Source organism: Bradyrhizobium betae (assembly GCF_008932115.1).
Lineage (GTDB): Bacteria > Pseudomonadota > Alphaproteobacteria > Rhizobiales > Xanthobacteraceae > Bradyrhizobium > Bradyrhizobium betae.
The window spans coordinates 6,335,659-6,358,390 of record NZ_CP044543.1; the positions used below are offsets into that span (position 1 = coordinate 6,335,659).

Consider the following 22,732-nt stretch of genomic DNA (forward strand, 5'->3'; position numbering starts at 1 on the left):
GATCGGAGCTAAGATGTATGCAACGGGCCGTCTCGTGGTCTGTTTGAAGGCAGGACAGAATGGTGTATCGGCGCCGGAGACCAACGCAGATGATGGCCGCAACCGAATCGGTTGCCGTGGCCCCGACTGCGCCGGTGGCCCGTCCGGCCAGACCGCGTGCGCGCATGATGCGTCAATATGACCTCGTCGAGCGCGTCAGGTCGTACAATCCGAACACCAACGAAGACCTGCTGAACCGCGCCTATGTCTACGCCATGAAGGCGCATGGTTCGCAGACCCGCGCCTCGGGCGATCCGTATTTCTCGCACCCGCTCGAAGTGGCGGCGATTCTCACCGACCTGAAGCTCGACGATGCCACCATCGTGGCCGCCCTGCTGCACGACACGATCGAGGACACCGAAGCGACGCGGGCCGAGATCGACCAGATCTTCGGCCCCGAGATCGGCGCGCTGGTCGAGGGCCTGACCAAGCTTAAGCGGCTGGAGCTGGTGTCGCGCGAGGCCAAGCAGGCCGAGAACCTGCGCAAATTGTTGCTGGCCATTGCCGACGATGTTCGCGTGCTTCTGGTCAAGCTCGCCGACCGTCTGCACAACATGCGCACGCTGGATTTCGTGCCGACGGAATCGCGCCGCCGCATCGCCGAAGAGACGCTCGATATCTATGCGCCGCTGGCGGGGCGCATGGGCATGCAGGAAATGCGCGAGGAGCTGGAGGATCTGTCCTTCCGCACGCTCGATCCCGAAGCCTATACGGTGGTGATGCAGCGCCTCGACGCGCTTGCCGAGCGCAACCGCAACCTGATCGGCGAGATCGAGGACCAGCTCTCCAACAATCTGCGCCACCGCGGCCTCGGCGCACGGGTCTACGGCCGCCGCAAGAAGCCATTCTCGATCTGGACCAAGATGGAACGCAAGTCGGTCGGCTTCGAGCAATTGTCCGACATCTTCGGCTTTCGCGTCGTCGTCAACGACATCGAGTCCTGCTATCGCGCGCTCGGTATCGTCCACACCACCTGGCCGGTCGTGCCGGGCCGCTTCAAGGACTACATCTCGACGCCGAAGCAGAACGACTACCGCTCGATCCACACCACCGTGATCGGTCCCGGCAACCAGCGCGTCGAGCTCCAGATTCGCACCGAGGCGATGGACCAGATTGCCGAGCGCGGCATCGCCGCGCACGCGTTCTACAAGGAAGGCGCGGGCTCGCCGACCGAATTCCTCAAGCGCGAGTCCAACGCGTTTGCCTGGCTGCGCCATACGATCGGCATTCTCTCGGAGAGCGCCAACCCCGAGGAATTCCTCGAGCATACCAAGCTCGAGCTGTTCCACGACCAGGTGTTCTGCTTCACCCCGAAGGGCAAGCTGATCGCGCTGCCGCGCCATGCCAACGTGATCGATTTCGCCTATGCCGTGCATACCGACGTCGGCAACAGCGCGGTCGGCTGCAAGATCAACGGCAAGTTCGCGCCGCTGTCCTCGGAGCTGCAGAACGGCGACGAGGTCGAGGTGCTGACCTCTGAAGCGCAATCGGCGCCGCCCTCGGCCTGGGAGACGCTCGCGGTCACCGGCAAGGCGCGGGCCGCGATCCGCCGTGCCACGCGCACCGCCGTGCGCGACCAATATGTCGGCCTCGGCCGGCGCATCGTGGAGCGCCTGTTCGAGCGCGCCAAGATCGAATACGCCGACGACAAGCTCAAGGGGGCGCTGCCGCGGCTCGCGCGCACCTCGATCGAGGACGTCATGGCGGCGGTCGGACGCGGCGAGATCAAGGCCTCCCACGTCGCGCGCGCGATGTATCCCGACTACAAGGAGGAGCGCGTCGCGCGCTACGGCGTCAAGAAGGGGCTTGCCGCCAAGCTCAAGGAGAAATCCTCGGAGGCTCCGCGCAGCCCGGTCGCGATCCCGATCGGCGGCATCAATTCCGACCTGCCGGTGAAGTTCGCGCCGAATGGCGGCGCCGTGCCCGGCGACCGCATCGTCGGCATCGTCACGCCGGGCGAGGGCATCACGATCTATCCGATTCAGGCGCCGGCCCTGAAGGATTTCGAGGAGGAGCCGGAGCGCTGGCTCGACGTGCGCTGGGACATCGAGGACTCAGTGCCGCAGCGTTTCCCGGCCCGGATCAGGGTCGAGAACGTCAACGAGCCCGGCGCGCTGGCGCAGATCGCGACCGTGATCGCCGAGCACGACGGCAACATCGACAACATCAGCATGCAGCGCCGCTCGCCTGATTTCACGGAGACGACGATCGACCTCGAAGTCTACGATCTCAAGCATTTGAGCGCGATCCTCGCCCAGCTGCGCGCGAAGGCGGTCGTCGCCCGCGTCGAACGTGTTAATGGATAGACGCATCTTGCATGCGTCCATCCCCTTGATTTCGTGAGTCCTGAATGCCCGCTTCTCCGCTCCGCCTTGGCGTCAATGTCGACCATGTCGCGACCCTGCGTAACGCGCGCGGTGGCCGCAATCCCGATCCGGTGCGCGCGGCGCTGCTTGCGATCGAGGCCGGCGCCGACGGCATCACTGCCCATTTGCGCGAGGATCGCCGGCACATCCGCGACGAGGACATGGCGCGGCTCAAGGCGGAGATCTCCAAGCCGCTCAATTTCGAGATGGCGGCGACCGACGACATGATGCGGATCTCGCTCGCCACCAGGCCGCATGCGGTGTGCCTGGTGCCGGAGCGCCGGCAGGAGGTAACGACGGAAGGCGGGCTCGACGTGGTCGGCCAGCACAATGCGCTTGCGCCCTATATCGCGCGGCTGAACGATGCCGGCATCCGCGTTTCGCTGTTCATCGCCGCCGACCCCGCCCAGATCGAGATGGCGGCGCGGCTGCGCGCGCCCGTGATCGAGATCCACACCGGCGCCTGGTGCGACGCCGTGGTCGACGGCCACACCGACAAGGCCGAGGCCGAGTGGAAGCGGATCGTGGCGGGCGTGAAGCTGGCGAAGGCCGCCGGGCTGGAAGTGCACGCCGGCCACGGGCTCGACTACGTGACCGCGGAGACGATCGCGGCACTGCCTGAGATCATGGAGCTCAACATCGGCTACTACATGATCGGCGAAGCCTTGTTCGTCGGCCTCGCCGAGACCGTGCGCAGCATGCGCGCGGCGATGGATCGCGGCCGGAGCCGGGCATGATCATCGGCATCGGCTCCGACCTGATCGACATCACCCGCGTCGGCAAGGTGATCGAGCGCCATGGCGAGCGCTTCCTCGACCGCATCTTCACGGCGGCCGAGCGGGCCAAGGCGGAGCGCCGGGCCAAGAACGAGAAGATGGTGGTGGCGACCTACGCCAAGCGCTTTGCCGCCAAGGAGGCCTGCTCCAAGGCGCTCGGCACCGGCATCCGGCGCGGTGTCTGGTGGCGCGACATGGGCGTGGTCAACCTGCCGGGGGGACGGCCGACCATGCAATTGACGGGTGGGGCGCTCGCCCGGCTGCAGGCCCTGACGCCGAAGGGGTTCGAGGCGAGGATCGACCTGTCGATCACCGACGACTGGCCGCTGGCACAGGCGTTCGTCATCATTTCCGCCGTGCCGCAGGCCAAGCCCTGACAATCAACAGGCGATTTTATAATTCGTATTAAAGATCAATATCTTACGAAGTTTTGACGCGATCCTTGATTGCGTGGCCCCTGACAACCGTCTAAAAGTCCGCCGACGCAAATCAGGTTGGGCGAATTCGGCTTTACGCCGGAATTGGCCCTTATTATCAGAATCAGGACAATCTCCTTGGGCCGTGAGCGATGGGCTGTTCGCGGGAGGAGGGCGCTCTGTGACCGCCGGCCGGAATTGAGAGAGCAATGAGCGTGACTTCGGGAACAAAAACTGAGAGCGGCGTCGGCGAGACGATCCGGGTTGTGATCCACGCTCTCCTGATCGCGCTCGTGATCCGCACGTTCCTGTTCCAGCCGTTCAACATTCCTTCCGGTTCGATGAAGGCCACGCTGCTGGTCGGCGACTATCTGTTCGTCTCGAAATATTCCTACGGCTACAGCCACTATTCGATCCCGTTCTCGCCGCCGCTGTTTTCGGGGCGGATCTGGGGCTCCGATCCGAACCGCGGCGACATCGTGGTGTTCCGGCTGCCGAAGGACGATTCCACCGACTACATCAAGCGCGTCATCGGCCTTCCCGGCGATCGCGTCCAGATGAGGGACGGGCTGCTCTACATCAACGACACCCCGGTCGAGCGGCAGCGCATGAGCGAGTATATCGGCGAGGACCCCTGCGGCTCCGAAGGCGGCGGTATTTCCCGGGTGAAGCGCTGGAAGGAGACGCTGCCCAACGGTGTGTCCTATGAGACGCTGGACTGCGCCGACAACGGCTACATGGACAACACCAACGTCTACAACGTGCCACCCGGCCATTTCTTCATGATGGGTGACAACCGCGACAACTCCACCGACAGCCGCTTCCTCGGCCAGGTCGGCTACGTGCCGCAGGAAAACCTGATCGGCCGCGCCCAGATGATCTTCTTCTCCATCGCCGAAGGCGAGCACGCCTGGATGTTCTGGCGCTGGCCGTGGGCCGTGCGCTGGAATCGCTTCTTCAAAATCGTCCGATGAAAGACGAAGCCAAGGACATCGCGAGCCAACCGATCGAGGCGCAAGCCGTCCCCGAGGGCGAAGCTGCACCGAAGACGCCTGCGAAGAAGAAGCGGGTACGCAAGGCCAAGGTCAAGGCGACCGACGCGAACGCGGCGCTCGAGGCGCGCATTGGTTACAGCTTTGCGGATCCGAACCAGTTGATCCAGGCGATCACGCATGTCTCGGCGCTGAAGTCCGGGCGCAAGCGCGGCGACAGCTACCAGCGGCTCGAATTCCTCGGCGACCACGTGCTCGGGCTCGTCGTCTCCGACATGCTCTATCACGCCTTCCCGAACGCCGACGAGGGCGAACTGTCCAAGCGACTTGCCGAACTCGTGCGCAAGGAAAGCTGCGCCGACGTCGCCAAGTCGCTCGGTCTGCTCGACGATATCAAGCTCGGCTCGGTCGGCCCCGCCGCCGACGGACGTCTGCGCAAGTCCATCCTCGGCGACATCTGCGAGGCCGTGATCGGCGCCATCTTCCTCGACGGTGGCCACGCGGCGGCGTCCGACTTCGTCAAGCGCAACTGGACCGAGCGCATGCACAAGCCGCGGCGTCCGCTGCGCGATCCCAAGACGGTGCTGCAGGAATGGGCGCAGGGCAAGGGACTGCCGACGCCGGTCTATCGCGAGGTCGAGCGCACCGGCCCGCATCACGATCCGCAGTTCCGCGTCGCGGTGGACCTGCCGGGACTGGCGCCGGCCGAAGGCATTGGCGGCAGCAAGCGCGCGGCAGAGAAGGTGGCGGCCTCGGTGATGATCGAACGTGAAGGTGTTGGCGGCGGCAATGACGGCTGAAACAAGCGGCGAGGCGCCTGCCGCGACGCGCTGCGGCTTCGTCGCGCTCATTGGCGCGCCGAATGTCGGCAAATCCACGCTGGTCAATGCGCTGGTCGGGGCCAAGGTCACGATCGTCTCGCGCAAGGTGCAGACCACGCGCGCGCTGATCCGCGGCATCGTGATCGAGAACAACGCGCAGATCATCCTGGTCGACACGCCCGGCATCTTCCTGCCCAAGCGGAGGCTCGACCGCGCCATGGTCTCGACCGCCTGGAGCGGGGCGCATGACGCCGATCTCGTCTGCGTGCTGATCGATGCAAAGGCCGGCATCGACGAGGAGGCCGAGGCGATCCTCACCAAGGTCGCGAGCGTCAATCACGAGAAGATTCTGGTGATCAACAAGGTCGACCTGGTCCAGCGCGAGAAGCTGCTGGCGCTGGCGCAGGCCGCCAACGAGCGCATGGCCTTCGCCAAGACCTTCATGATCGCCGCGATCTCGGGCGACGGCGTCGACGATCTCAGGCAGACGCTTGCGGAAATGGTGCCGCCGGGCCCGTTCCTCTATCCCGAGGACCAGATGTCGGACGCGCCGATGCGGCAGCTGGCGGCCGAGATCACCCGCGAGAAGATCTATCGCAAGCTGCACCAGGAGCTGCCCTACCAGTCCACGGTCGAGACCGACAAGTGGGAGGAGCGTAAGGACAAGTCGGTGCGGATCGAGCAGACGATCTTCGTCGAGCGCGAGAGCCAGCGCAAGATCGTGCTCGGCGCGGGCGGTGCGACCATCAAGTCGATCGGCGCGGACTCGCGCAAGGAGATCGGCGAAATCCTGGGCGTGCCGGTGCATCTGTTCCTGTTCGTGAAGGTGCGCGAGAACTGGGGCGACGATCCCGATCGCTATCGCGAGATGGGCCTGGAATTTCCCAGGGAATAACCAAGAAAAGATCGGTCCCCGATGAGCGTACCCAGCAACGTCCGGCGCTTCGAGGCGCTGCTCTACGCATCGTTGATGCTGGATGCCCTCTCGGTCGCGGTGCAGGACCGCACCCCCAATGCCGAAATGACCGAGCAGATGATCATGACGGCGACATTGCTCGCCGGCTGCATCATCCTGCTGCTGGTCTACTTCGTCTGGCTGGCGGCGCATTGGCGCAAGAACTGGCCGCGCTGGGTGCTGGCGGCGGCCCTGGCGCTGTCCGTGATCTCGCTCGGCCAGATCATCGGCGAGAAGGGGATGGAGCTCGACAGCGCCATCGAGATCGTCTCCTGCGTGCTGACGGCGATGGGCCTGTATTTCTCCTTCAGCGGGGATGCGAAGGGCTGGTTCAACGCGTGAGGTTTTGCCGTAGGGTGGATTAGCGAAGCCTAATCCACCATCTAGCTGTGCATGGGCAAATGGCGGACTACGCCTTCGGCTAATCCGCCCTACGATTGAGCGCTGGAAGCCGCTAGACTTAATCCGATGGAATGGACCGACGAAGGCATCGTGCTGGGCGTGCGGCGGCATGGCGAGAGCAGCGCCATCGTCGAGCTGCTGACCCGCGGGCACGGCCGTCATCTTGGCCTCGTCCGCGGCGGCGCCGGCTCGCGGATGCGGCCGCTGCTGCAGCCCGGCAACAGCGTCAGCGTGGTGTGGCGGGCGCGGCTCGACGAGCATCTCGGCACCTATGCCATTGAGGGCCTGAAGCTGCGTGCGGCCACGCTGCTGGGATCGTCCCACGGCGTCTACGGCATCACTCATCTCGCCTCGATCGCGCGGCTGCTGCCGGAGCGCGATCCGCACGAAGACATCTTTGCGATGCTCGAGCATTCGCTCGATGATTTCGACGACATCGGCAGCGCGGCCGTGCACGTCATCCATTTCGAGCTGGCAATGCTCGCCGAACTCGGTTTTGGGCTGGCGCTGGACAATTGCGCCGTGACCGGGGAGACCACGGACCTGATCTATGTCTCGCCCAAGTCCGGCGGCGCGGTGTCGCGCGGCGCCGGCGAGCCGTGGCGCGACCGCTTGTTGCGGCTGCCGCAGTTCCTTCGCCAGGGCGAAACCGCGAGCGAGCTGACCGATGAGGATCTCCAGGACGGCTTTCGGCTCACCGGCCTGTTCCTGCTGCGCCACGTGCTGGAGCCGCGGGGCCAGGGCCATTCCGACGCACGGGCCGGCTTCATCAACGCCCTGACGCGTCAACAGGCCAAGGCGGCGCTTCCGGCGCCATGACCGACCTCACGGCGGCTCTGCCCTGTCGCAGGACAGGGCAGTTCCCCGGGAACGAAAGCCGGCAGGTCGAGTTGGCCCGGCAGGTTCCATCACGGGGACGGCCCAATGTTGATCAGGGGATTTGCCTTGTCCGCGGCGCTGCTCGCGTTCGCGCCGGACGCCATGGCCGCCGAACCGCAACCCGGCGTGTTTCGCCGGGCATCCTGTACCGTCGTTCGGTACTATGTGGCCAAATATTCCGCTGCGGCCGCAGAGACATGGGCGCGGTCCAAGGGCGCGACGGAGGCCGAGATCGAGACTGCTCGGCGCTGCCTGACCAACGCGCCTGTCACCGCGCAGGTCAAGACCCAGCCAACCGTGACCGCCGGCTGGGCCGGGCAGTAGAAGCCCACAGGGAACCAATCGATCCTTGCCCGATTCGCTTCCACGGTTTAACCGGGCGGCATGGGAAAACGAATCGTTCCGCCGGAAGAACCGGCCGAAATTCACGACGTGCCGCTGCGTGAAGCGCTGGAAGAGCGCTACCTTGCGTACGCGCTCTCGACCATCATGCACCGTGCGCTGCCGGACGCGCGCGACGGCCTGAAGCCGGTGCATCGGCGCATTCTCTACGGCATGCGCCTGCTCAGGCTCGACCCCGGCACGGCCTTCAAGAAATCCGCCAAGATCGTCGGCGACGTGATGGGCTCGTTCCATCCGCATGGCGACCAGGCGATCTACGACGCCATGGTTCGCCTCGCGCAGGACTTCTCCTCGCGTTATCCGCTGGTCGACGGCCAGGGCAATTTCGGCAATATCGACGGCGATAATCCCGCCGCCTACCGCTACACCGAAGCGCGCATGACCGACGTCGCGCGGCTTCTGCTCGACGGCATCGATGAGGACGGGGTCGAATTCCGTCCCAACTACGACGGCCAGTCCAAGGAGCCGGTGGTTCTGCCGGGCGGCTTCCCGAACCTGCTCGCCAACGGCGCGCAGGGCATCGCGGTCGGCATGGCGACCTCGATCCCGCCGCACAATGCCGCCGAACTTTGCGAGGCCGCGCTGCATCTGATCGAGAAGCCCGACGCGAAATCCAAGGCACTGATGAAGTGGGTCAAGGGCCCGGATTTCCCGACGGGAGGAATCTGCGTCGATTCCAAGCAGGCGATTGCCGAGGCTTACACGACCGGCCGCGGCTCGTTCCGCGTTCGCGCCAGATGGCAGCAGGAAGAGGGCGCCCGCGGCACCTGGGTGGTGGTCGTCACCGAAATTCCCTATCTGGTGCAGAAGTCTCGGATGGTCGAGAAGATCGCCGAGCTGCTCGACCAGAAGAAGCTGCCGCTGGTTGGCGAGGTCCGCGACGAATCGGCTGAAGACGTTCGTCTCGTCATCGAGCCGAAATCGAAAAACGTCGACCCGGCCCTGATGATGGAATCGCTGTTCCGGCTGACCGAGCTCGAGAACAAGATACCGTTGAACCTGAACGTGCTGATCAAGGGCCGCATCCCCAAGGTGGTGGGGCTCGCGGAGTGCCTGCGCGAATGGCTCGACCATCTGCGCGACGTCCTGATCCGCCGCACCAACCATCGCAAGGCGCAGATCGAGAACCGGCTCGAAATCCTGGGCGGCTTGCTGATCGCCTATTTGAACATCGACGAGGTGATCAGGATTATCCGCACCGAGGATGAGCCGAAGCCGGCCCTGATCAAGGCGTTCAAGCTCACCGAAGTGCAGGCGGAAGCCATCCTCAACATGCGGCTGCGCTCCTTGCGCAAGCTCGAGGAGATGGAGATCCGCACCGAGGACAAGGATCTCCGTAAGGAGCTGAAGGGTATCGAGGGACTGCTGGCGTCCGAGCCCGAGCAGTGGAAGAAGGTCAGCGAGCAGGTCGGCAAGGTCCGCGACATGTTCGGGCCGAAGACGCCGCTCGGCAAGCGCCGCACCACCTTCGCCGACGCGCCCGAGCACGATCTCGCTGCGATGGAGGAAGCCCTCGTCGAGCGCGAGCCGGTCACCGTCGTCGTGTCTGACAAGGGCTGGATCCGCACCATGAAGGGCCTTGTCGAGGATCTCTCCGGCCTGACCTTCAAGCAGGACGACAAGCTCGGCTTCGCGTTCTTCGCCGAGACGACGTCGAAGCTGCTGCTGTTCGCGACCAACGGCAAATTCTATTCGCTCGATGTCGCGAAGCTGCCGGGCGGCCGCGGCCATGGCGAGCCGATCCGCCTGTTCATCGACCTCGAGCAGGAGGCCGCGCCCGTCGCGCTGTTCGTCAACAAGGGCGGACGCAAATTCCTGGTCGCGAGCCACGAAGGCCAGGGTTTCGTCGTCAACGAGGACGATTGCGTCGGCACCACCAAGAAGGGCAAGCAGGTCCTCAACGTCGATATGCCGAACGAGGCGCGCGTGGTCACCGAGGTGATCGGCGACACCGTCGCGGTGATCGGCGAGAACCGCAAGATGCTGATCTTCGCGCTCAGCGAAGTGCCGGAGATGGCGCGCGGCCGCGGCGTGCGTCTGCAGAAGTACAAGGACGGCGGCCTGTCCGACATCGCGGTGTTCGATGCCAAGGCGGGCCTGACCTGGAAGGACTCCGCCGGGCGGGAATTCTCCGCGACCATGAAGGAGCTCGCCGAGTGGAAGGGCACCCGCGCCGACGCCGGCCGCCTGCCGCCGAAGGGTTTCCCGAAGTCGAACAAGTTCGGCAAGGTGATCGGGTAGGGGCGGCTCTCGCGTCCCGGACGCGCTGCAACGCGTAAGCGTTGCTGCGCAGAGCCGGAACCCACGCTGCAACACAGGTGTCATGCCCCGGCTTGACCGGGGCATCCAGTACGCCGCGGTGTCTCGGTTCAATCACGCCCGTCTCTGGAATACTGGATCGCCCGGTCAAGCCCGGCGATGACACCGAGGATGTGGTGCCCAAACGCGTGGCAGATAGTCGTGAGCACATACGTGTTTCCGCCGTATGGGCACGAACATTGCTTTTTCCTGGTGACTGCAAACGTCTCGGTCATAAGGCAAAAAGGCACCAATGTTCAAACTGAAGGCTTTCATTCCGGCGCTGCTCGGGCTCGCGATCGTCGCGGCGCCGGCGCATGCGGCGGGCAATCTCGTTGCGGTGCTGGAGGCGGAGATCGTCACGCTCGATCCGCATTTCTCCACGGCCTATATTTCGCGCACGTTTGGCTACATGGTGTTCGACACGCTGTTCGCCAAGGATTCCAAGGGCGACGTCAAGCCGCAGATGGTGCAGGACTGGAAGGTCTCTCCGGACGGATTGACCTACAGCTTCACGCTGCGCGACGGCCTGAAATGACATGACGGTCAGCCGGTCACGGCGGCCGACTGCGTGGCTTCGCTGCGCCGCTGGGGCACCCGCAGCGCGCTTGGCCGCCGCATCTTCGCGATCACGGCGTCGCTCGAGCCGACCGATGCGAAGACCTTCGTGCTGACGCTGAAGGAGCCGTCCGGCCTCGTCATCGACGCGCTCGGCAATCCCGTCAGCCCGGTCGCCTTCATGATGCCGGAGCGTGTTGCGAAAACGCCCGGCGACCAGCGCATCACCGAGATCATCGGCTCCGGCCCGTTCGTCTACAGCAAGGCCGATCACCGCACCGGCGATCGCATGATCCTGAAGAAGTTCGCCGACTATGTGCCGCGTCCGGAGCCCGCTGACTTCCTCGCCGGCGGCAAGCGCGTCAACATCGACGCTTGAGATCCGCGTCATCCCTGATGGTTCGACCGCCGCCTCCGCGCTCCAGGCCGGCGAGGTCGACTTCATGCAATACGCGCCGTTCGATCTGCTGCCGCAACTGGAGAAGAACGCACGCGTCAAGCTCGTGAACTTCACCGGCGGCAACATGTTCGCGGGCGCCTATCGCCTCAACGCCGCATCGAAGCCGTTCGATGATCCCGCGATCCGGCGCGTGCTGTGGAAGCTGGTCGATCAGCGCGAGGTACTGGACGCGCTCGGTCTCGACGCGAAATATGCCACGCCCTGCGCGACGTTCTTCACCTGCGGCACCACCTATGACAGCAAGGCCGGCACGGAAGCGGCCGCCAAGCCGTCGATCGAGGCGGCGAAGGCCGCGCTGAAGGCGACGAAATATGCCGGCGAGCCCGTCGTCGTCATGGAGGCCAACGATCTCGAAGCCCCGCGCGTCTCCGCGCAGGTCCTGGCCGAACGGCTGAAGCAGGCCGGCTTCAACGTCGATCTTCAGGTGATGGACTGGGCGAGCGTGCTGGCGCGCCGCGCCAAGAAGGAGGGCTGGAGCGTTTATGGCGTTCACGCCGGCGGTTTCGACCTTGGCTCGCCGCTGACCAACGTCATGGTCGCCTTCAATTGCGCGGACTTCACCGGATGGCAGTGCGACTCGCGCATCACGCCCTTGATGGAGGCGTTTGCCAAGGCGCCCGCCGAGGAGGACCGCAAGAAGATCGCGGGCGAGATCCAGAGCGTCATGTACGACCAGGCGCCCGCGATCCCGTGGGGCCAGTTCGCGCAGCCCGCGGCCTATCGCGCCACCTTGCGCGGTCTGATACCTTCCGCCATCCCGGTGTTCTGGATCGTTGAGAAGTAACGCGATGTACGATGTCATTGTTGTCGGCGGCGGCTCTGCCGGCGCCGCTGTCGCGGCGCGGCTCTCCGAGGATCCCGCACGGCGTGTCCTGTTGCTCGAAGCGGGTCTGGACTGGCGCGCCGACGAGGCGCCGTGGGAAGTCAGGACGCCGAACCCCATTCCGATCATCCACAAGCGCGAGTATCAGGAGAAATGGCAATGGCCTGATCTGCTGACGCGCCGGGTGGCGGAGCAGGAGCCGCGCTTCTACTGGCGCGGCAAGGGCCTCGGCGGCTCGTCGATGATGAACGGCCAGATCGCCATCCGCGGCGTCGCCGATGCGTTCGACGAATGGGCCGCCAATGGCTGCACCGGCTGGTCGGCCAGGGAGGTGATGCCGCTGTTCTCGGTGATCGAGGACGATCTGGAGCTCGGCGACACCGAGGGACATGGACGCGGCGGCCCGCTGCCGGTCTATCGCGCGCCGCCGGAGACATGGGGCCCGATCGATCGTGGCCTGCGCGATGCGGCGCTGGCGAGCGGCTATCCCTGGTGCGACGACGTCAACGGTCCTGATGGGGAGGGCGTCGCCTGCTATCCCATCAACAGCCGCAATCTGCGCCGCATCACCACCAATGAGGGCTATCTCGAGCCGGCGCGCGGCCGATCCAATCTGGAGATTCGCGGGCATGCGCTGGTCGATCGCGTGCTGATCAGCGACGGACGGGCGACCGGCCTGCGCGTTCACTTCGAAGGGCAGGGTACTCAGGAGATCAGCGCGCGCCAGATCGTGCTGTGCGCCGGTGCCATCCACAGTCCGGCGATCCTGCTGCGCTCGGGCGTCGGCCCGGCCGATGAGCTGAAGGCGATGGGCATCGCGGTCGAGCGGGACTTGCCGGTCGGCAAGCACTTCTTCGACCATCCGCTGTTTCGCGCGACCATTCAGCTCCACGAGAAGCTGCGGCCGACCGATCCCGACACCCGCCACACCAATTGCTGCGTGACCTATTCCTCGGGCCTCGCCAATGGCGGCAAGCGTGACATGATCCTGATCGCCTTCAACCACCGCGGCGTCGGCGTTTCCGGAGCGATCGGCGCCGGACTGTTCAACGCCTATTCGCGCGGGACGCTCAAACTGGCTTCGACGGACCCTACGATCGATCCCATCGTCGATGAGAACATGCTGGCCGATCCCCGGGACATGCTACGCATGATGGACGCGGTGAAGCGGCTCGCCGTGATCACCTCGCAGCCGGCGCTATCAGGCATCGCCGACTGGATCAGGCTGACCGACACCGACTTGACGCTGCCGCAGGCAGCGGCGTTGCCGGATCACGAGCTCGATGCGCTATTGCGCCGCGAGACCGGCGACATCCAGCACGCCGCCGGCAGCTGCCGCATGACCGGCGTTGGGGATGCCGAAGGTGTCGTCAATCCTGATGGTACAGTGAAGGGCATCAGCGGCCTGCGCGTCGCCGACGCCTCGATCATGCCGTCGGATTGCCGGGCCAATACGCATTTCACGACGGTGGTGATCGGGGAAGCGATTACGCGGATGATGATGCGGTAGCCGTCACAACACAGGTGTCATGCCCCGGCTTGACCGGGGCATCCAGTACGCCGCGGCGCCAGTGTGTGTGCACAATACCCGCCGCGGCGTACTGGATCGTCCGCCTTCGCGGACGATGACAGCGAGCGTGAGTCGAGATGGCCTCGGCTCCGTTACACATTTCAAACAGCAGGCGAGCGTTTTCATTCTCGCGGCTGATTTGCCCGAGTTTTGCTTCTCGCCTCGCCCTCATCAGGACAAGGGCGCAGGGAAGGCCGGGCGCCGGCTGGCACCCGCAGATCCGTGCGCTGTAGAAACGCACACGGGGTGGATCACAGGTCTCGCCGGATCGCCCGGCCTTCCCTGCGCGATGGTTTTAACGGTGTCCTTCGTGCTCTCCTCGGGGAGCGATGCACTATTGCCCCCGTCGCGCTCGCGGATGGCTGATGCACGTGCCCGGTCGGGCCGCCACATCACCGCAAGGCTTGACGCCAGCCTGCGGGCGTCAGGACCACACGACTTCTCCGTCCGCGCACGTCTTCGCTGGAACTCCGAGGGGTGGCGTGTGCTCGCCCCCGAAGCCATGCGAAGACGCTGTCAGCGCCGTGTCGTCTGCGCGTAGCCATTGCTCACGGCCGAGGCCGCCCTGCAACGCCAATCGCGCCCGACGCCGTCGCGTCCATCGCACCCCAACCCGCGGTTCGTGACGATCGCGATCCGCCCCTTGTGACGGGTCAGGGTGTTTCGTGTGTACGTAAAATCCGAATTTCGGTAAAGTAGAATATTTTGCGAGGTGGGGCTTGACAGGCGGGTTGAGAATTTGCGCGGGTGTTTTGCCCGACGGGCACTAGGTGCGAGAGCGTAGCTATCGAGTCCGAGCTTCTCTGGGCAGAGCGGACGTCGTCCCACTTGGTCGTCATTTGGCGGCTTGCACCGGACTTCAACAGGGCTTTACCGAACCGATATACGACCGGTACGATACTTTCACGGAGTTGGGGCACGGCATCGATGAGAAAGTGGATTTCGATCGGAGTTTTAGTTGCCGCGATTGCGTTGATCGTTGTTGTCGTCCGGTTCTTTGCGGTTACCCCCGGCAAAATAGACCTATCACAAAATAGGGTTCAACCTGTTCCTCTCAACATCACTCGTGCGGCACAGCAACTACATGCGACGCTTGATGTAGCTGACATGCATGCCGATAGTCTGTTGTGGAAGCGCAACCTCTTGGAGCGCTCGCATCGAGGGCACATCGATGTGCCACGTCTGATCGAGGGGCGATACGCGCTTCAAGTGTTTTCGTCCGTGACAAAATCGCCAGAGGGACAAAACTACAATTCAAACGGGTCAGATACTGACACCGTTCGGGCTTTGGCCTTTATCGACCTGCAACCGCCCAGAACTTGGAACTCCCTGCTTGAACGCTCGCTGTGGCACGCGGAGAAACTTCAAGGCTTTGCCGACCGTTCTGGAGGGCGGCTCCGCCTTATTCGCACGCCTGAGGACATCGAGAGCCTACTCGTTGATCGACAAAGCGGAGCAAAAGTGGTGGGCGGAATGCTTTCGATCGAGGGCTTGCATGATCTTGAGGGCAAGCTCGCAAATCTTGACGTGCTATATGCCGCTGGCTTCAGGATCGCAGGCCTTACCCATTTTTTCGATAATGATGTCGCAGGGTCGATGCACGGCCGTGACAAGGGCGGTCTAACCACGCTGGGTCGGCAGGTTGTAAGGCGCATGGAAACGTTGGGGATGGTCGTTGATCTTGCTCATTCCAGTCATACTACTGTAGCCGAAGTGCTGGCAATGTCTCGGCGTCCGGTTGTCTACAGTCATGGGGGCGTGCAAAGCACGTGCAAGGCCAATCGCAATCTAACCGATGACGAGGTTAAGGGGATTGCTAAGACCGGTGGAGTGATCGGTATTGGGTATTGGCAGGGAGCGGTTTGCTCGACAGCTCCCAAGGACGTGGCCAGGGCAATCGCGCATGTTCGAGATCTGGTTGGCGTCGACTATGTTGGACTCGGTTCGGATTTCGACGGCGCGACCACTACTGGATTCGACGCAAGTCAGGTTATTGCTATTACTCAAGCCTTGCTGAGCATCGGCTTTTCAGAGGAGGAAGTCCGCAAAGTCATGGGAGGCAACGTCTTGCGTGTACTCCGCAAAGGAATTGTTCCGTCCTGAGGTCCAAATCGGATGCAGATGTCGCGTCATGGTCCAATGCCGCCATGCAGCCATCGGATTCAACATCGTCTTCCCTTAGCAAAGCGGACGCGACAAACTATGATTCCGCGTCCTAGATCACCCCCGCCAGCCGCAGCGCAACGCCCGCCGCGCAACTGCCCGCCAGCACCGTCAGCATCCCGAGCTTGAACCGGAAGATCGCGATCGCGGCAGCAATCGCCAAAAGCAGCGCGGGCACATCGACGCTGGTCAGCACCGGCCGATCGAAATCCAGCGGGAAGGCGTGCACCGGCACGGTCTCGCGGAACAGCGTGTGCAGCGCGAACCAGATCGAGAGGTTGAGGATGACGCCGACCACGGCGGCCGTGATCGCGCTGAGCGCGCCGGCGAGGCCAGCATTGCCGCGCAGGCGTTCGATGTAGGGCGCGCCGACGAAGATCCAGAGGAAGCAGGGCGTGAAGGTTACCCAGGTCGCGAGCAATCCGCCGAGCGTCGCGGCCAGCATCGGCGACATCCCGCCGGGATCGCGATAGGCGGCCATGAAGCCCACGAACTGGAGCACCATGATGAGCGGGCCAGGCGTGGTCTCGGCCATGCCGAGGCCGTCGAGCATTTCGTGGGGCCTGAGCCAGTGATAGTGCTCGACCGCCTGCTGGGCGACGTAGGCCAGCACGGCGTAGGCGCCGCCGAAGGTGACCAGCGCCATCTTCGAGAAGAACAGCGCGATCTGGCTGAACACGCTGGCCTGCCCGAGGGCGAGGATCAGCGCGAGCACGGGCACCAGCCAGAGCGCCAGCCATAGCGCGCCGACGCGGATCGTGCGCGCAGCATCGGGACGGACATGATCGGGTACGGCATCGCCGAGCATGCTGTCGATCAATGCGCTGCTGCCGATGGGGCCGTGACCAACAGGGGCAAATTCAGGCCGGCCGCTTCTTGCGCCGGCATATCCGATCAGGCCGGCGGCGATGATGATGACCGGGAAGGGGACGGCGAAGAAGAAGATCGCGACGAAGGCGATCGCGGCCAGCGCAATCATCATGCGGTTCTTCAGCGCGCGCTTGCCGACGCGCACCACGGCCTCGACGACGATGGTGAGCACGGCGGCTTTCAGGCCGAAGAACAAGGCCTCGACGAAGCTGACATTGCCGAAGGCGGCATAGATGTAGCTGAGGCCCATGATGGCGATGATGCCGGGCAGGATGAACAGTCCACCCGCCATCAGCCCGCCGGCGGTGCGGTGCATCAGCCAGCCGATATAGGTTGCGAGCTGCTGCGCCTCCGGTCCCGGCAGCAGCATGCAATAGTTCAGCGCATGCAGGAAACGGCTCTCGGAGATCCAGTTCTTCTCCTCGACCAGGATGCGGTGCATCACCGCGATCTGGCCCGCGGGCCCGCCGAAGCTCAGGCAGGCGACGCGGAGCCAGACGCGAAAAGCTTCGCCGAAGCTGATGCCGTGACCGGCATCAGCTCCCGTTTGATTGACGCGGGTATCCATCACGCTTTCACTTTGTTAGTCGGCCAGTTGTGGGTCTCGCCGGTGGCGTCGCGGCACCAGCGGTAAAAGGCGTCGTAGAGCAGGATGCCGGCCTCGAGCTGCGCGATGTCGTCATCGTACATTCGCGACAGCCCGAGCGAGGCCGCGAGCAGGCCGGGCGCTTCCGGCGCGAGGTCGGGCCGCGCGGTGTCGGCGCCGCGCACCAGCGTTGCCAGCCGGAGCAAGGCCGGGGTGGCGATCCCGAACTCCTCGATCATGACGTCGAAGGTGCAGAGCTCGCCGCGGTGGCTCCAGAACACGTTCTCGATGTCGAAGGGGGCCGCGCCGAACCGCTCGCCGACGGCGACCACCTCGGACGGCGCCACATACAGGAACACCGCGTTGGGGTCGACGAAGCGGCGGATCAGCCACGGGCAGGCGATACGATCGACCTTCGGCCGTGCCCGCGTCACCCAGACGGTGCGTCCCTTGGCATCGCGCGGCGGCAGTTTCGACGCGTCGATCAGCGGCAGCCTGGCGTCCTTCCAGCCCTCGAAGCCGCCCTCCAGCGTCTCGGCCTGCACGCCGAGCTGCCGCAACCAGGCCGCCGTGCCCTGCGCGAGCTTTGCGCCGCGCAGGCAGGCGACGATGGCGGAGCGGCCGGAAAGCTCGCCGCCCCAGTCGGAGACAGTGTCGTGGCTAAGCTTGATCGAGCCGGGGATCAGCCTGGGGTCGGCGGCAAAATCCTCGTCCGTGCGCACGTCGATCAGGAGCGGCGCGTTCGCCGTGCCGATCAACCGGGTCAATTTGTCAGATGATATGGTCGTGAACGTTGACATGATGCGTCCTCGCATAAACGAAACGGGACGCGATACTTGGGCATGTCGCCTCGTGGGGAGATCGCTCAAATCCCCATCGGGACATTACAGCGAAATCGCGCGGGCCTGTCAATTGCGGGTTTCGAAGGCGATCAGGATTAGAAAGATCGGCCGCCGAGGCCTATATTGGGCAGAGGAATCTGTTCCCGGAGCCTGACCTGATGCATTCCCATTCCATCGAGCAATGGACCCATGACCACGCCTTTCTCGGCGACAAGCACGACGAGAACGAGCGGCGCACCTGGCTGGTCGTCGTCCTGACGCTGATCATGATGGTCGGCGAGATCGTCGCCGGCTCGCTGTTCGGCTCGATGGCGCTGCTGGCCGACGGCTGGCACATGGGCACGCATGCGGCGGCGCTCGGCATTGCCGCCTTCGCCTACCGCTTTGCGCGGCGGCACCTCGGCAATTCGCATTTCACCTTCGGCACCGGCAAGTTCGGCGATCTGGCCGCCTTCTCCAGCGCGATCATTTTGGGATTGATCGCAGTCGAGATCGCCTATGAGAGCGTGCTGCGGTTGTTTACGCCGGTGCCGATCGTCTATGGCGAGGCGATCGCGGTGGCCGTGCTCGGGCTCTGCGTCAACCTCGCCAGCGCGTGGCTCTTGCGCGACAGCCATGATCACCATCACGGCCATGATCATGGCCATGACGACCACGACGATCATGACCACGATCATCACGGTCACCACCATCACGACAACAATCTTCGTGCGGCCTATGTCCATGTCATGGCGGATGCCGCGACATCGGTGCTGGCGATCGGAGCGCTCGCCGTCGCGATGTATTCGGGATGGGTCTGGGCCGACCCTGCCGTTGGCCTGATCGGCAGCGCTGTGATCGCGAGCTGGGCGTTCGGCCTGATCAGGACATCGGGCGCGGTGCTGCTCGACGTGCGCGCCGACGAGAAGCTGGAGCGGGTCATACGCGCCCGGATGGAAGCCGGCGACGATCGCGTCACCGATCTGCATCTGTGGCAGGTCGGCCCGGGTCATTGCGCTGTGCTGGTCTCGGTGGTGTCGGACAAGCCGAAGCCTCCGGCCGTCTACAAGCGGCGGCTCGCCGGCCTGAAGGGGCTGAGCCACGTCACAGTGGAGGTCGAGACCTGTCCGCATTGACGTGATCGGCGAAGGCGGAATTCCGCCGCGTGGCCGGGGTTGATCCTCGGTCGCGGCCTGCAATGGCCTTAGGGAGGAATAAGAAAAATGCCCAGGATCAAGCTCGCGCTCGCCATCGCTGCACTCGCTCTGTCCGGCCCTGTAGCGCTTGCGCAATCGGAGAAGGGCGGCGTCGAAAGACTCTACGTCCTCAATTGCGGGGAGGGCACCGCCGGTGACATCTCGCGCTGGACGCCGGGGTTGAACGAGGGCAAGACGATGGACTTCGTCGATACCTGCTATCTGATCAAGCATGGCAAGGGCTGGTTCCTGTGGGATACCGGCATCGCCGATTCCGTCGCTTCCATGCCCAATGGCCTCGCGCCCGCCGATCCCAAGGCCGTGACCTGGCGCCGGCCGAAGACGCTTCAAGCCCAGCTCGATCAGCTCGGCCTCAAGCCGGATGACGTCAAGGCGATGGCTGTCTCGCATACGCATCCGGATCATACCGGGAATGTCGAGCTGTTTCCGCAGGCCATGCTCTATGTGCAGAAGGCCGAATATGACTGGCCCGGCGCCAACAACGAGCCGCGCTTCAAGCCATCGCATCCGGTCGAACTGCTCGCGGGCGACAAGGACGTGTTCGGCGACGGCAGCGTCACCATCCTGTCGACGCCCGGCCATACGCCGGGACATCAGTCATTGCTGGTGAAGCTGCCGAAGACCGGCGCGGTGGTGCTGTCCGGTGACGCCGTGCACTTCAGGGATAATTGGGACAACCGCCGCGTGCCCAGCATGAACTCCAGCAAGGAGCTGAGCGCGGCCTCGATGCAGAAGATCGCCGACACGCTCGACAAGGAGAAGGCGCAGCTCTGGATCAACCACGACAAGGCCCAGCGCGACAGCCAGAAGATGGCGCCGGAGTTCTACGACTGAGGCGCGTGCACCATCGATGTCGGCATTTCCGTTGTCGGCGTGACGCAGCAACGGATTAAAACTTTCGTCGAGTTCTACGAACCCTGGCGGCTGATCCTGCAGCCGGGCGAGGCTGCGCCGGCGATGCAGCAGGCGGCGCCCGGCGTGCGCATCGTGGTGCAGGGCGGCGTGCTGGTCGAGGGCGTCGAGGGCAAGCCGGACCACAAGCTCAACCTGAAATATGGCGACTTCGCCTGGCAGAATGCGGGCCCGGTGCGGACGATGCGAAACGCGGGCACGTCGACCGTCGAGCTCGTCGAGTTCGAACTGAAATAGGGCGTGGCGAGGGGGGCGTGAGGACCGGCGGGGCCGGCCTCACCTCAGCTGTGACGCGAATGAGGAGCGGGGCATGTCTATCAAGCGGTCGGGAATTGCCATTGCGGCGCTGATGTCGGGCGTCGTCGTTCTGACGTCGGGCCTTCAATTGAGCGAGCGCTGGGGTGCTTACCAGAACGCCATCGCGGCGCACGCGCTGGAGACCCGTCTGGCCGCCGGCTTCGATGCCGTCGGCAGCCTGACCGTCGAGCGTGGTCCGGTCAATCGGGCGCTGATCGGGAAGTCCGCCGCGGATGATGCGATGCCTGAAGGAGTTCGCCGACAATCGCCGGACGAGCGACGAGGCACTCGGCAAGCTGGAGACGCTTGCCCGCGGTGATACGGACCTGACGCAGCGGGTCAGTGCGGCGGCAGCGAAGATCGCCGCCGCGCGCGAGGAGGCCGCTTCCCATTGGCAGAAGCCATCGAGCGAACGTCCCGCCGGCATCGCTGCCAAGGCCATGCGAGACTACGCCGAGGCGATGGCGAGCCTGAACGAGCTCCTGGAGTCCGGCATCAAGGCGACGATGCTGCTCAGCACCACCGCCGGAAACCTCCTCGACGTCGCGCAGAAGGGGTGGGTGATCCGGCAGACCGCCGGTCAGGTGTCGCTGTTGATTTCGGGACTCGTGACCTCCGGCCGTCCGGCCACATTGGCGGAGCGGGACGAAATCAGCGGCGCGAACGGCCAAATGGCGCGGCTTTGGGCCGAGATTCTCGATCGCGGCGATGACGTTTACGCGCCGAAGAACACGCGGGCCAGCGTCGGCGCGGCCAGGGATCGCTACTTCGGGTCGGACAAGCCGTTGCGCGACGGGCTGACCAAGGCCGCGTTCGACGGCACGCCCTACGCGGTGTCGGTGGACGAGTGGCGCAAATCGGCCACGAGCGCGAACGCCTCGCTGCTGGGAATCCGCGATGCCGCCTTGCGCGGCGCGCAGGCCGTGGCCGAACAGGACGAGGCCAACGGGCTGGGAGGCATCCTGTTCGCGGGCGCGGCCATCCTGGTCGTGCTGGGATTGTCGGCGGCCTCATCGGTGCTGCTGGTGCGCCATCTGCTCACGCCGATCTCGAAGCTGTCGGAGGTGATGAGTCGGCTCGCCCGCAACGAAGAAGCCGAGGTGCCGTTCGCCGCCCGCAAGGACGAGATCGGCGGCATGGCTCTCGCGGTTCAGGTCTTCAAAGAGGCCATGGCCACCACCAACCGATTGGCAAGCGAACAGGCTGCCGAGCGGGTGGTGAAAGAGAAGCGCGCGGCGCGTCTCGAAGGCCTGGTTCGCGATTTCGAGGCCCAGGCGGGCGCCATGGTGGCGCTGCTGGCATCGGGTGCGACCGAGCTCGAGACGACGGCGCGATCGATGTCCTCGACCGCGACGCAGACCAAGGGGCGCGCGACGACGGTCGCGGCGGCAGCCGAGGAAGCCAGCGTCGGCGCGAGCACGGTTGCCTCCGCGGCCGAGGAGCTGACGGCATCGATCAGCGAGATCAGTCGCCAGGTCGCGCAATCGTCGACCATCACCGGACGGGCGGTGGCCGATGCGCAGCGGACCGACAAGATCGTGCAGACCCAGGCTGAAGGCGCCGAGAAGATCGGCGAGGTTGTGACCTTGATTCAGGCCATCGCCGCCCAAACGAACCTGCTGGCCCTGAACGCGACGATCGAGGCCGCGCGGGCCGGAGAAGCCGGCAGAGGCTTTGCCGTGGTTGCCTCCGAGGTGAAGATGCTGGCGACCCAGACTGCGTCGGCAACAGCGGATATCGGGGCCCAGATCGCCCAGATTCAGACTGCCACCAAGGAGGCTGTCGACGCGATCCGCGGTATTGCCGGGACGATCGAAGAGGTCAGCTCGATCTCGAGCATGATCGCGACGGCCGTCGAGGCACAGGGCGTGGCGACGGCGGAAATCGCCCGCAACGTTCAGCAGACCTCGCAATCGGTGAAGGACGTGACGGCGACCATCAGCGGCGTGAGCAAGGCGGCGACGGAAACGGGCGTCGCGGCGAACGAAGTGCTGAGCGCGGCAGACGGCCTGTCGCGGCAGGCCGAGCAGCTGACGAGCGAAGTGGGCAGCTTCGTCGAGGACGTCCGCGCCGCCTAGTAAAACCGCCGCTCCCGTTAAGCGCGGCCCT

General features: G+C 64.8%; 20 protein-coding genes and 1 pseudogene. 19 read left to right on the top strand and 2 right to left on the bottom strand.

The features are described from left to right. Nucleotides 1-59 precede the first annotated feature (59 nt). The 14 genes and pseudogenes from F8237_RS30540 to F8237_RS30605 all read left to right on the top strand — a co-directional run bounded on the left by F8237_RS30540 (nucleotide 60) and on the right by F8237_RS30605 (nucleotide 15,860). Nucleotides 60-2,345: a RelA/SpoT family protein gene (locus tag F8237_RS30540; protein ID WP_151649825.1), complete on the top strand. Its 2,286-nt coding sequence runs from the start codon at nucleotides 60-62 to the stop codon at nucleotides 2,343-2,345. A gap of 44 nt (nucleotides 2,346-2,389) precedes the next feature. Next, on the top strand, nucleotides 2,390-3,142 hold the full coding sequence (locus tag F8237_RS30545; protein WP_151649826.1) for a pyridoxine 5'-phosphate synthase: 753 nt from the start codon (nucleotides 2,390-2,392) through the stop codon (nucleotides 3,140-3,142). Continuing rightward, nucleotides 3,139-3,558, top strand: coding sequence for a holo-ACP synthase (gene acpS / locus F8237_RS30550; protein ID WP_151649827.1), 420 nt, complete (start codon nucleotides 3,139-3,141; stop codon nucleotides 3,556-3,558). The genes F8237_RS30545 and acpS overlap by 4 nt, the downstream gene beginning before the upstream one ends. Before the next feature lie 248 nt (nucleotides 3,559-3,806). Further along, nucleotides 3,807-4,571 (top strand): signal peptidase I, encoded by a 765-nt coding sequence (gene lepB / locus F8237_RS30555; RefSeq protein WP_151649828.1) that lies wholly within the window; start codon nucleotides 3,807-3,809, stop codon nucleotides 4,569-4,571. Further along, a complete protein-coding gene (gene rnc, locus F8237_RS30560; protein ID WP_151649829.1) occupies nucleotides 4,568-5,389 on the top strand; it encodes a ribonuclease III in 822 nt (273 codons plus the stop codon). Before lepB ends, rnc begins: the two co-directional genes overlap by 4 nt. Then, a complete protein-coding gene (era, locus tag F8237_RS30565) occupies nucleotides 5,379-6,305 on the top strand; it encodes a GTPase Era (RefSeq protein ID WP_151649830.1) in 927 nt (308 codons plus the stop codon). The genes rnc and era overlap by 11 nt, the downstream gene beginning before the upstream one ends. 21 nt (nucleotides 6,306-6,326) lie before the next feature. Then, entirely contained in the window at nucleotides 6,327-6,707 is a 381-nt protein-coding gene (locus F8237_RS30570) for a hypothetical protein (protein WP_151649831.1), read from the top strand. Nucleotides 6,708-6,833: 126 nt separating this feature from the next. Continuing rightward, nucleotides 6,834-7,586: a DNA repair protein RecO gene (recO, locus tag F8237_RS30575; RefSeq protein WP_151649832.1), complete on the top strand. Its 753-nt coding sequence runs from the start codon at nucleotides 6,834-6,836 to the stop codon at nucleotides 7,584-7,586. 105 nt (nucleotides 7,587-7,691) lie between these two features. Continuing rightward, nucleotides 7,692-7,970, top strand: a complete 279-nt coding sequence (locus F8237_RS30580; protein WP_151649833.1) for a hypothetical protein — start codon at nucleotides 7,692-7,694, stop codon at nucleotides 7,968-7,970. Between the two features lie 60 nt (nucleotides 7,971-8,030). Then, on the top strand, nucleotides 8,031-10,289 hold the full coding sequence (gene parC, locus F8237_RS30585) for a DNA topoisomerase IV subunit A (RefSeq protein WP_151649834.1): 2,259 nt from the start codon (nucleotides 8,031-8,033) through the stop codon (nucleotides 10,287-10,289). Between the two features lie 310 nt (nucleotides 10,290-10,599). After that, the gene (locus tag F8237_RS37030; RefSeq protein WP_244626019.1) at nucleotides 10,600-10,884 is read left to right on the top strand and encodes a hypothetical protein; all 285 of its coding nucleotides are present in this window, start codon (nucleotides 10,600-10,602) and stop codon (nucleotides 10,882-10,884) included. 33 nt (nucleotides 10,885-10,917) lie between these two features. Then, nucleotides 10,918-12,148, top strand: a pseudogene (locus F8237_RS30590) (ABC transporter substrate-binding protein). A 4-nt stretch (nucleotides 12,149-12,152) separates the two neighbouring features. Next, the gene (locus F8237_RS30595; RefSeq protein ID WP_151649835.1) at nucleotides 12,153-13,697 is read left to right on the top strand and encodes a GMC family oxidoreductase; all 1,545 of its coding nucleotides are present in this window, start codon (nucleotides 12,153-12,155) and stop codon (nucleotides 13,695-13,697) included. A 987-nt stretch (nucleotides 13,698-14,684) separates the two neighbouring features. Beyond that, nucleotides 14,685-15,860, top strand: coding sequence for a dipeptidase (locus F8237_RS30605; RefSeq protein ID WP_151649836.1), 1,176 nt, complete (start codon nucleotides 14,685-14,687; stop codon nucleotides 15,858-15,860). A gap of 112 nt (nucleotides 15,861-15,972) precedes the next feature. Here the strand turns inward: F8237_RS30605 and chrA are convergent, their stop codons facing one another. Further along, nucleotides 15,973-17,358, bottom strand: a complete 1,386-nt coding sequence (gene chrA, locus F8237_RS30610; RefSeq protein ID WP_151649837.1) for a chromate efflux transporter — start codon at nucleotides 17,356-17,358, stop codon at nucleotides 15,973-15,975. Then, nucleotides 17,358-18,176 carry a chromate resistance protein ChrB domain-containing protein gene (locus tag F8237_RS30615; RefSeq protein WP_151649838.1) on the bottom strand — a complete coding sequence of 273 codons (819 nt, stop codon included), beginning with the start codon at nucleotides 18,174-18,176 and terminating at the stop codon, nucleotides 17,358-17,360. Before F8237_RS30615 ends, chrA begins: the two co-directional genes overlap by 1 nt. A 200-nt stretch (nucleotides 18,177-18,376) precedes the next feature. Here F8237_RS30615 and dmeF point away from each other — a divergent pair, with 200 nt between their 5' ends. The 5 genes from dmeF (at nucleotide 18,377) to F8237_RS37285 (ending at nucleotide 22,701) form a co-directional block, all read left to right on the top strand. Beyond that, nucleotides 18,377-19,333, top strand: a complete 957-nt coding sequence (dmeF, locus tag F8237_RS30620; protein WP_151649839.1) for a CDF family Co(II)/Ni(II) efflux transporter DmeF — start codon at nucleotides 18,377-18,379, stop codon at nucleotides 19,331-19,333. A gap of 87 nt (nucleotides 19,334-19,420) precedes the next feature. Then, complete coding sequence (locus F8237_RS30625) at nucleotides 19,421-20,248, top strand: N-acyl homoserine lactonase family protein (protein WP_151649840.1); 828 nt, start codon at nucleotides 19,421-19,423, stop codon at nucleotides 20,246-20,248. A 39-nt stretch (nucleotides 20,249-20,287) separates the two neighbouring features. Continuing rightward, nucleotides 20,288-20,563: a hypothetical protein gene (locus F8237_RS30630; protein ID WP_244626020.1), complete on the top strand. Its 276-nt coding sequence runs from the start codon at nucleotides 20,288-20,290 to the stop codon at nucleotides 20,561-20,563. A 73-nt stretch (nucleotides 20,564-20,636) separates the two neighbouring features. Continuing rightward, entirely contained in the window at nucleotides 20,637-20,942 is a 306-nt protein-coding gene (locus tag F8237_RS37035; RefSeq protein WP_244626021.1) for a hypothetical protein, read from the top strand. Between the two features lie 142 nt (nucleotides 20,943-21,084). After that, nucleotides 21,085-22,701: a methyl-accepting chemotaxis protein gene (locus tag F8237_RS37285; RefSeq protein WP_275938687.1), complete on the top strand. Its 1,617-nt coding sequence runs from the start codon at nucleotides 21,085-21,087 to the stop codon at nucleotides 22,699-22,701. Nucleotides 22,702-22,732: the final 31 nt, after the last annotated feature.

Coding starts and splice junctions, on each gene's coding strand:
- F8237_RS30540 (WP_151649825.1), top strand. CDS start 60: ATGGTGTATCGGCGCCGGAGACCAACGCAGATGATGGCCGCAACCGAA.
- F8237_RS30545 (WP_151649826.1), top strand. CDS start 2,390: ATGCCCGCTTCTCCGCTCCGCCTTGGCGTCAATGTCGACCATGTCGCG.
- acpS (WP_151649827.1), top strand. CDS start 3,139: ATGATCATCGGCATCGGCTCCGACCTGATCGACATCACCCGCGTCGGC.
- lepB (WP_151649828.1), top strand. CDS start 3,807: ATGAGCGTGACTTCGGGAACAAAAACTGAGAGCGGCGTCGGCGAGACG.
- rnc (WP_151649829.1), top strand. CDS start 4,568: ATGAAAGACGAAGCCAAGGACATCGCGAGCCAACCGATCGAGGCGCAA.
- era (WP_151649830.1), top strand. CDS start 5,379: ATGACGGCTGAAACAAGCGGCGAGGCGCCTGCCGCGACGCGCTGCGGC.
- F8237_RS30570 (WP_151649831.1), top strand. CDS start 6,327: ATGAGCGTACCCAGCAACGTCCGGCGCTTCGAGGCGCTGCTCTACGCA.
- recO (WP_151649832.1), top strand. CDS start 6,834: ATGGAATGGACCGACGAAGGCATCGTGCTGGGCGTGCGGCGGCATGGC.
- F8237_RS30580 (WP_151649833.1), top strand. CDS start 7,692: ATGTTGATCAGGGGATTTGCCTTGTCCGCGGCGCTGCTCGCGTTCGCG.
- parC (WP_151649834.1), top strand. CDS start 8,031: ATGGGAAAACGAATCGTTCCGCCGGAAGAACCGGCCGAAATTCACGAC.
- F8237_RS37030 (WP_244626019.1), top strand. CDS start 10,600: ATGTTCAAACTGAAGGCTTTCATTCCGGCGCTGCTCGGGCTCGCGATC.
- F8237_RS30595 (WP_151649835.1), top strand. CDS start 12,153: ATGTACGATGTCATTGTTGTCGGCGGCGGCTCTGCCGGCGCCGCTGTC.
- F8237_RS30605 (WP_151649836.1), top strand. CDS start 14,685: ATGAGAAAGTGGATTTCGATCGGAGTTTTAGTTGCCGCGATTGCGTTG.
- chrA (WP_151649837.1), bottom strand. CDS start 17,358: ATGGATACCCGCGTCAATCAAACGGGAGCTGATGCCGGTCACGGCATC.
- F8237_RS30615 (WP_151649838.1), bottom strand. CDS start 18,176: ATGTCAACGTTCACGACCATATCATCTGACAAATTGACCCGGTTGATC.
- dmeF (WP_151649839.1), top strand. CDS start 18,377: ATGCATTCCCATTCCATCGAGCAATGGACCCATGACCACGCCTTTCTC.
- F8237_RS30625 (WP_151649840.1), top strand. CDS start 19,421: ATGCCCAGGATCAAGCTCGCGCTCGCCATCGCTGCACTCGCTCTGTCC.
- F8237_RS37035 (WP_244626021.1), top strand. CDS start 20,637: ATGTCTATCAAGCGGTCGGGAATTGCCATTGCGGCGCTGATGTCGGGC.
- F8237_RS37285 (WP_275938687.1), top strand. CDS start 21,085: ATGGCGAGCCTGAACGAGCTCCTGGAGTCCGGCATCAAGGCGACGATG.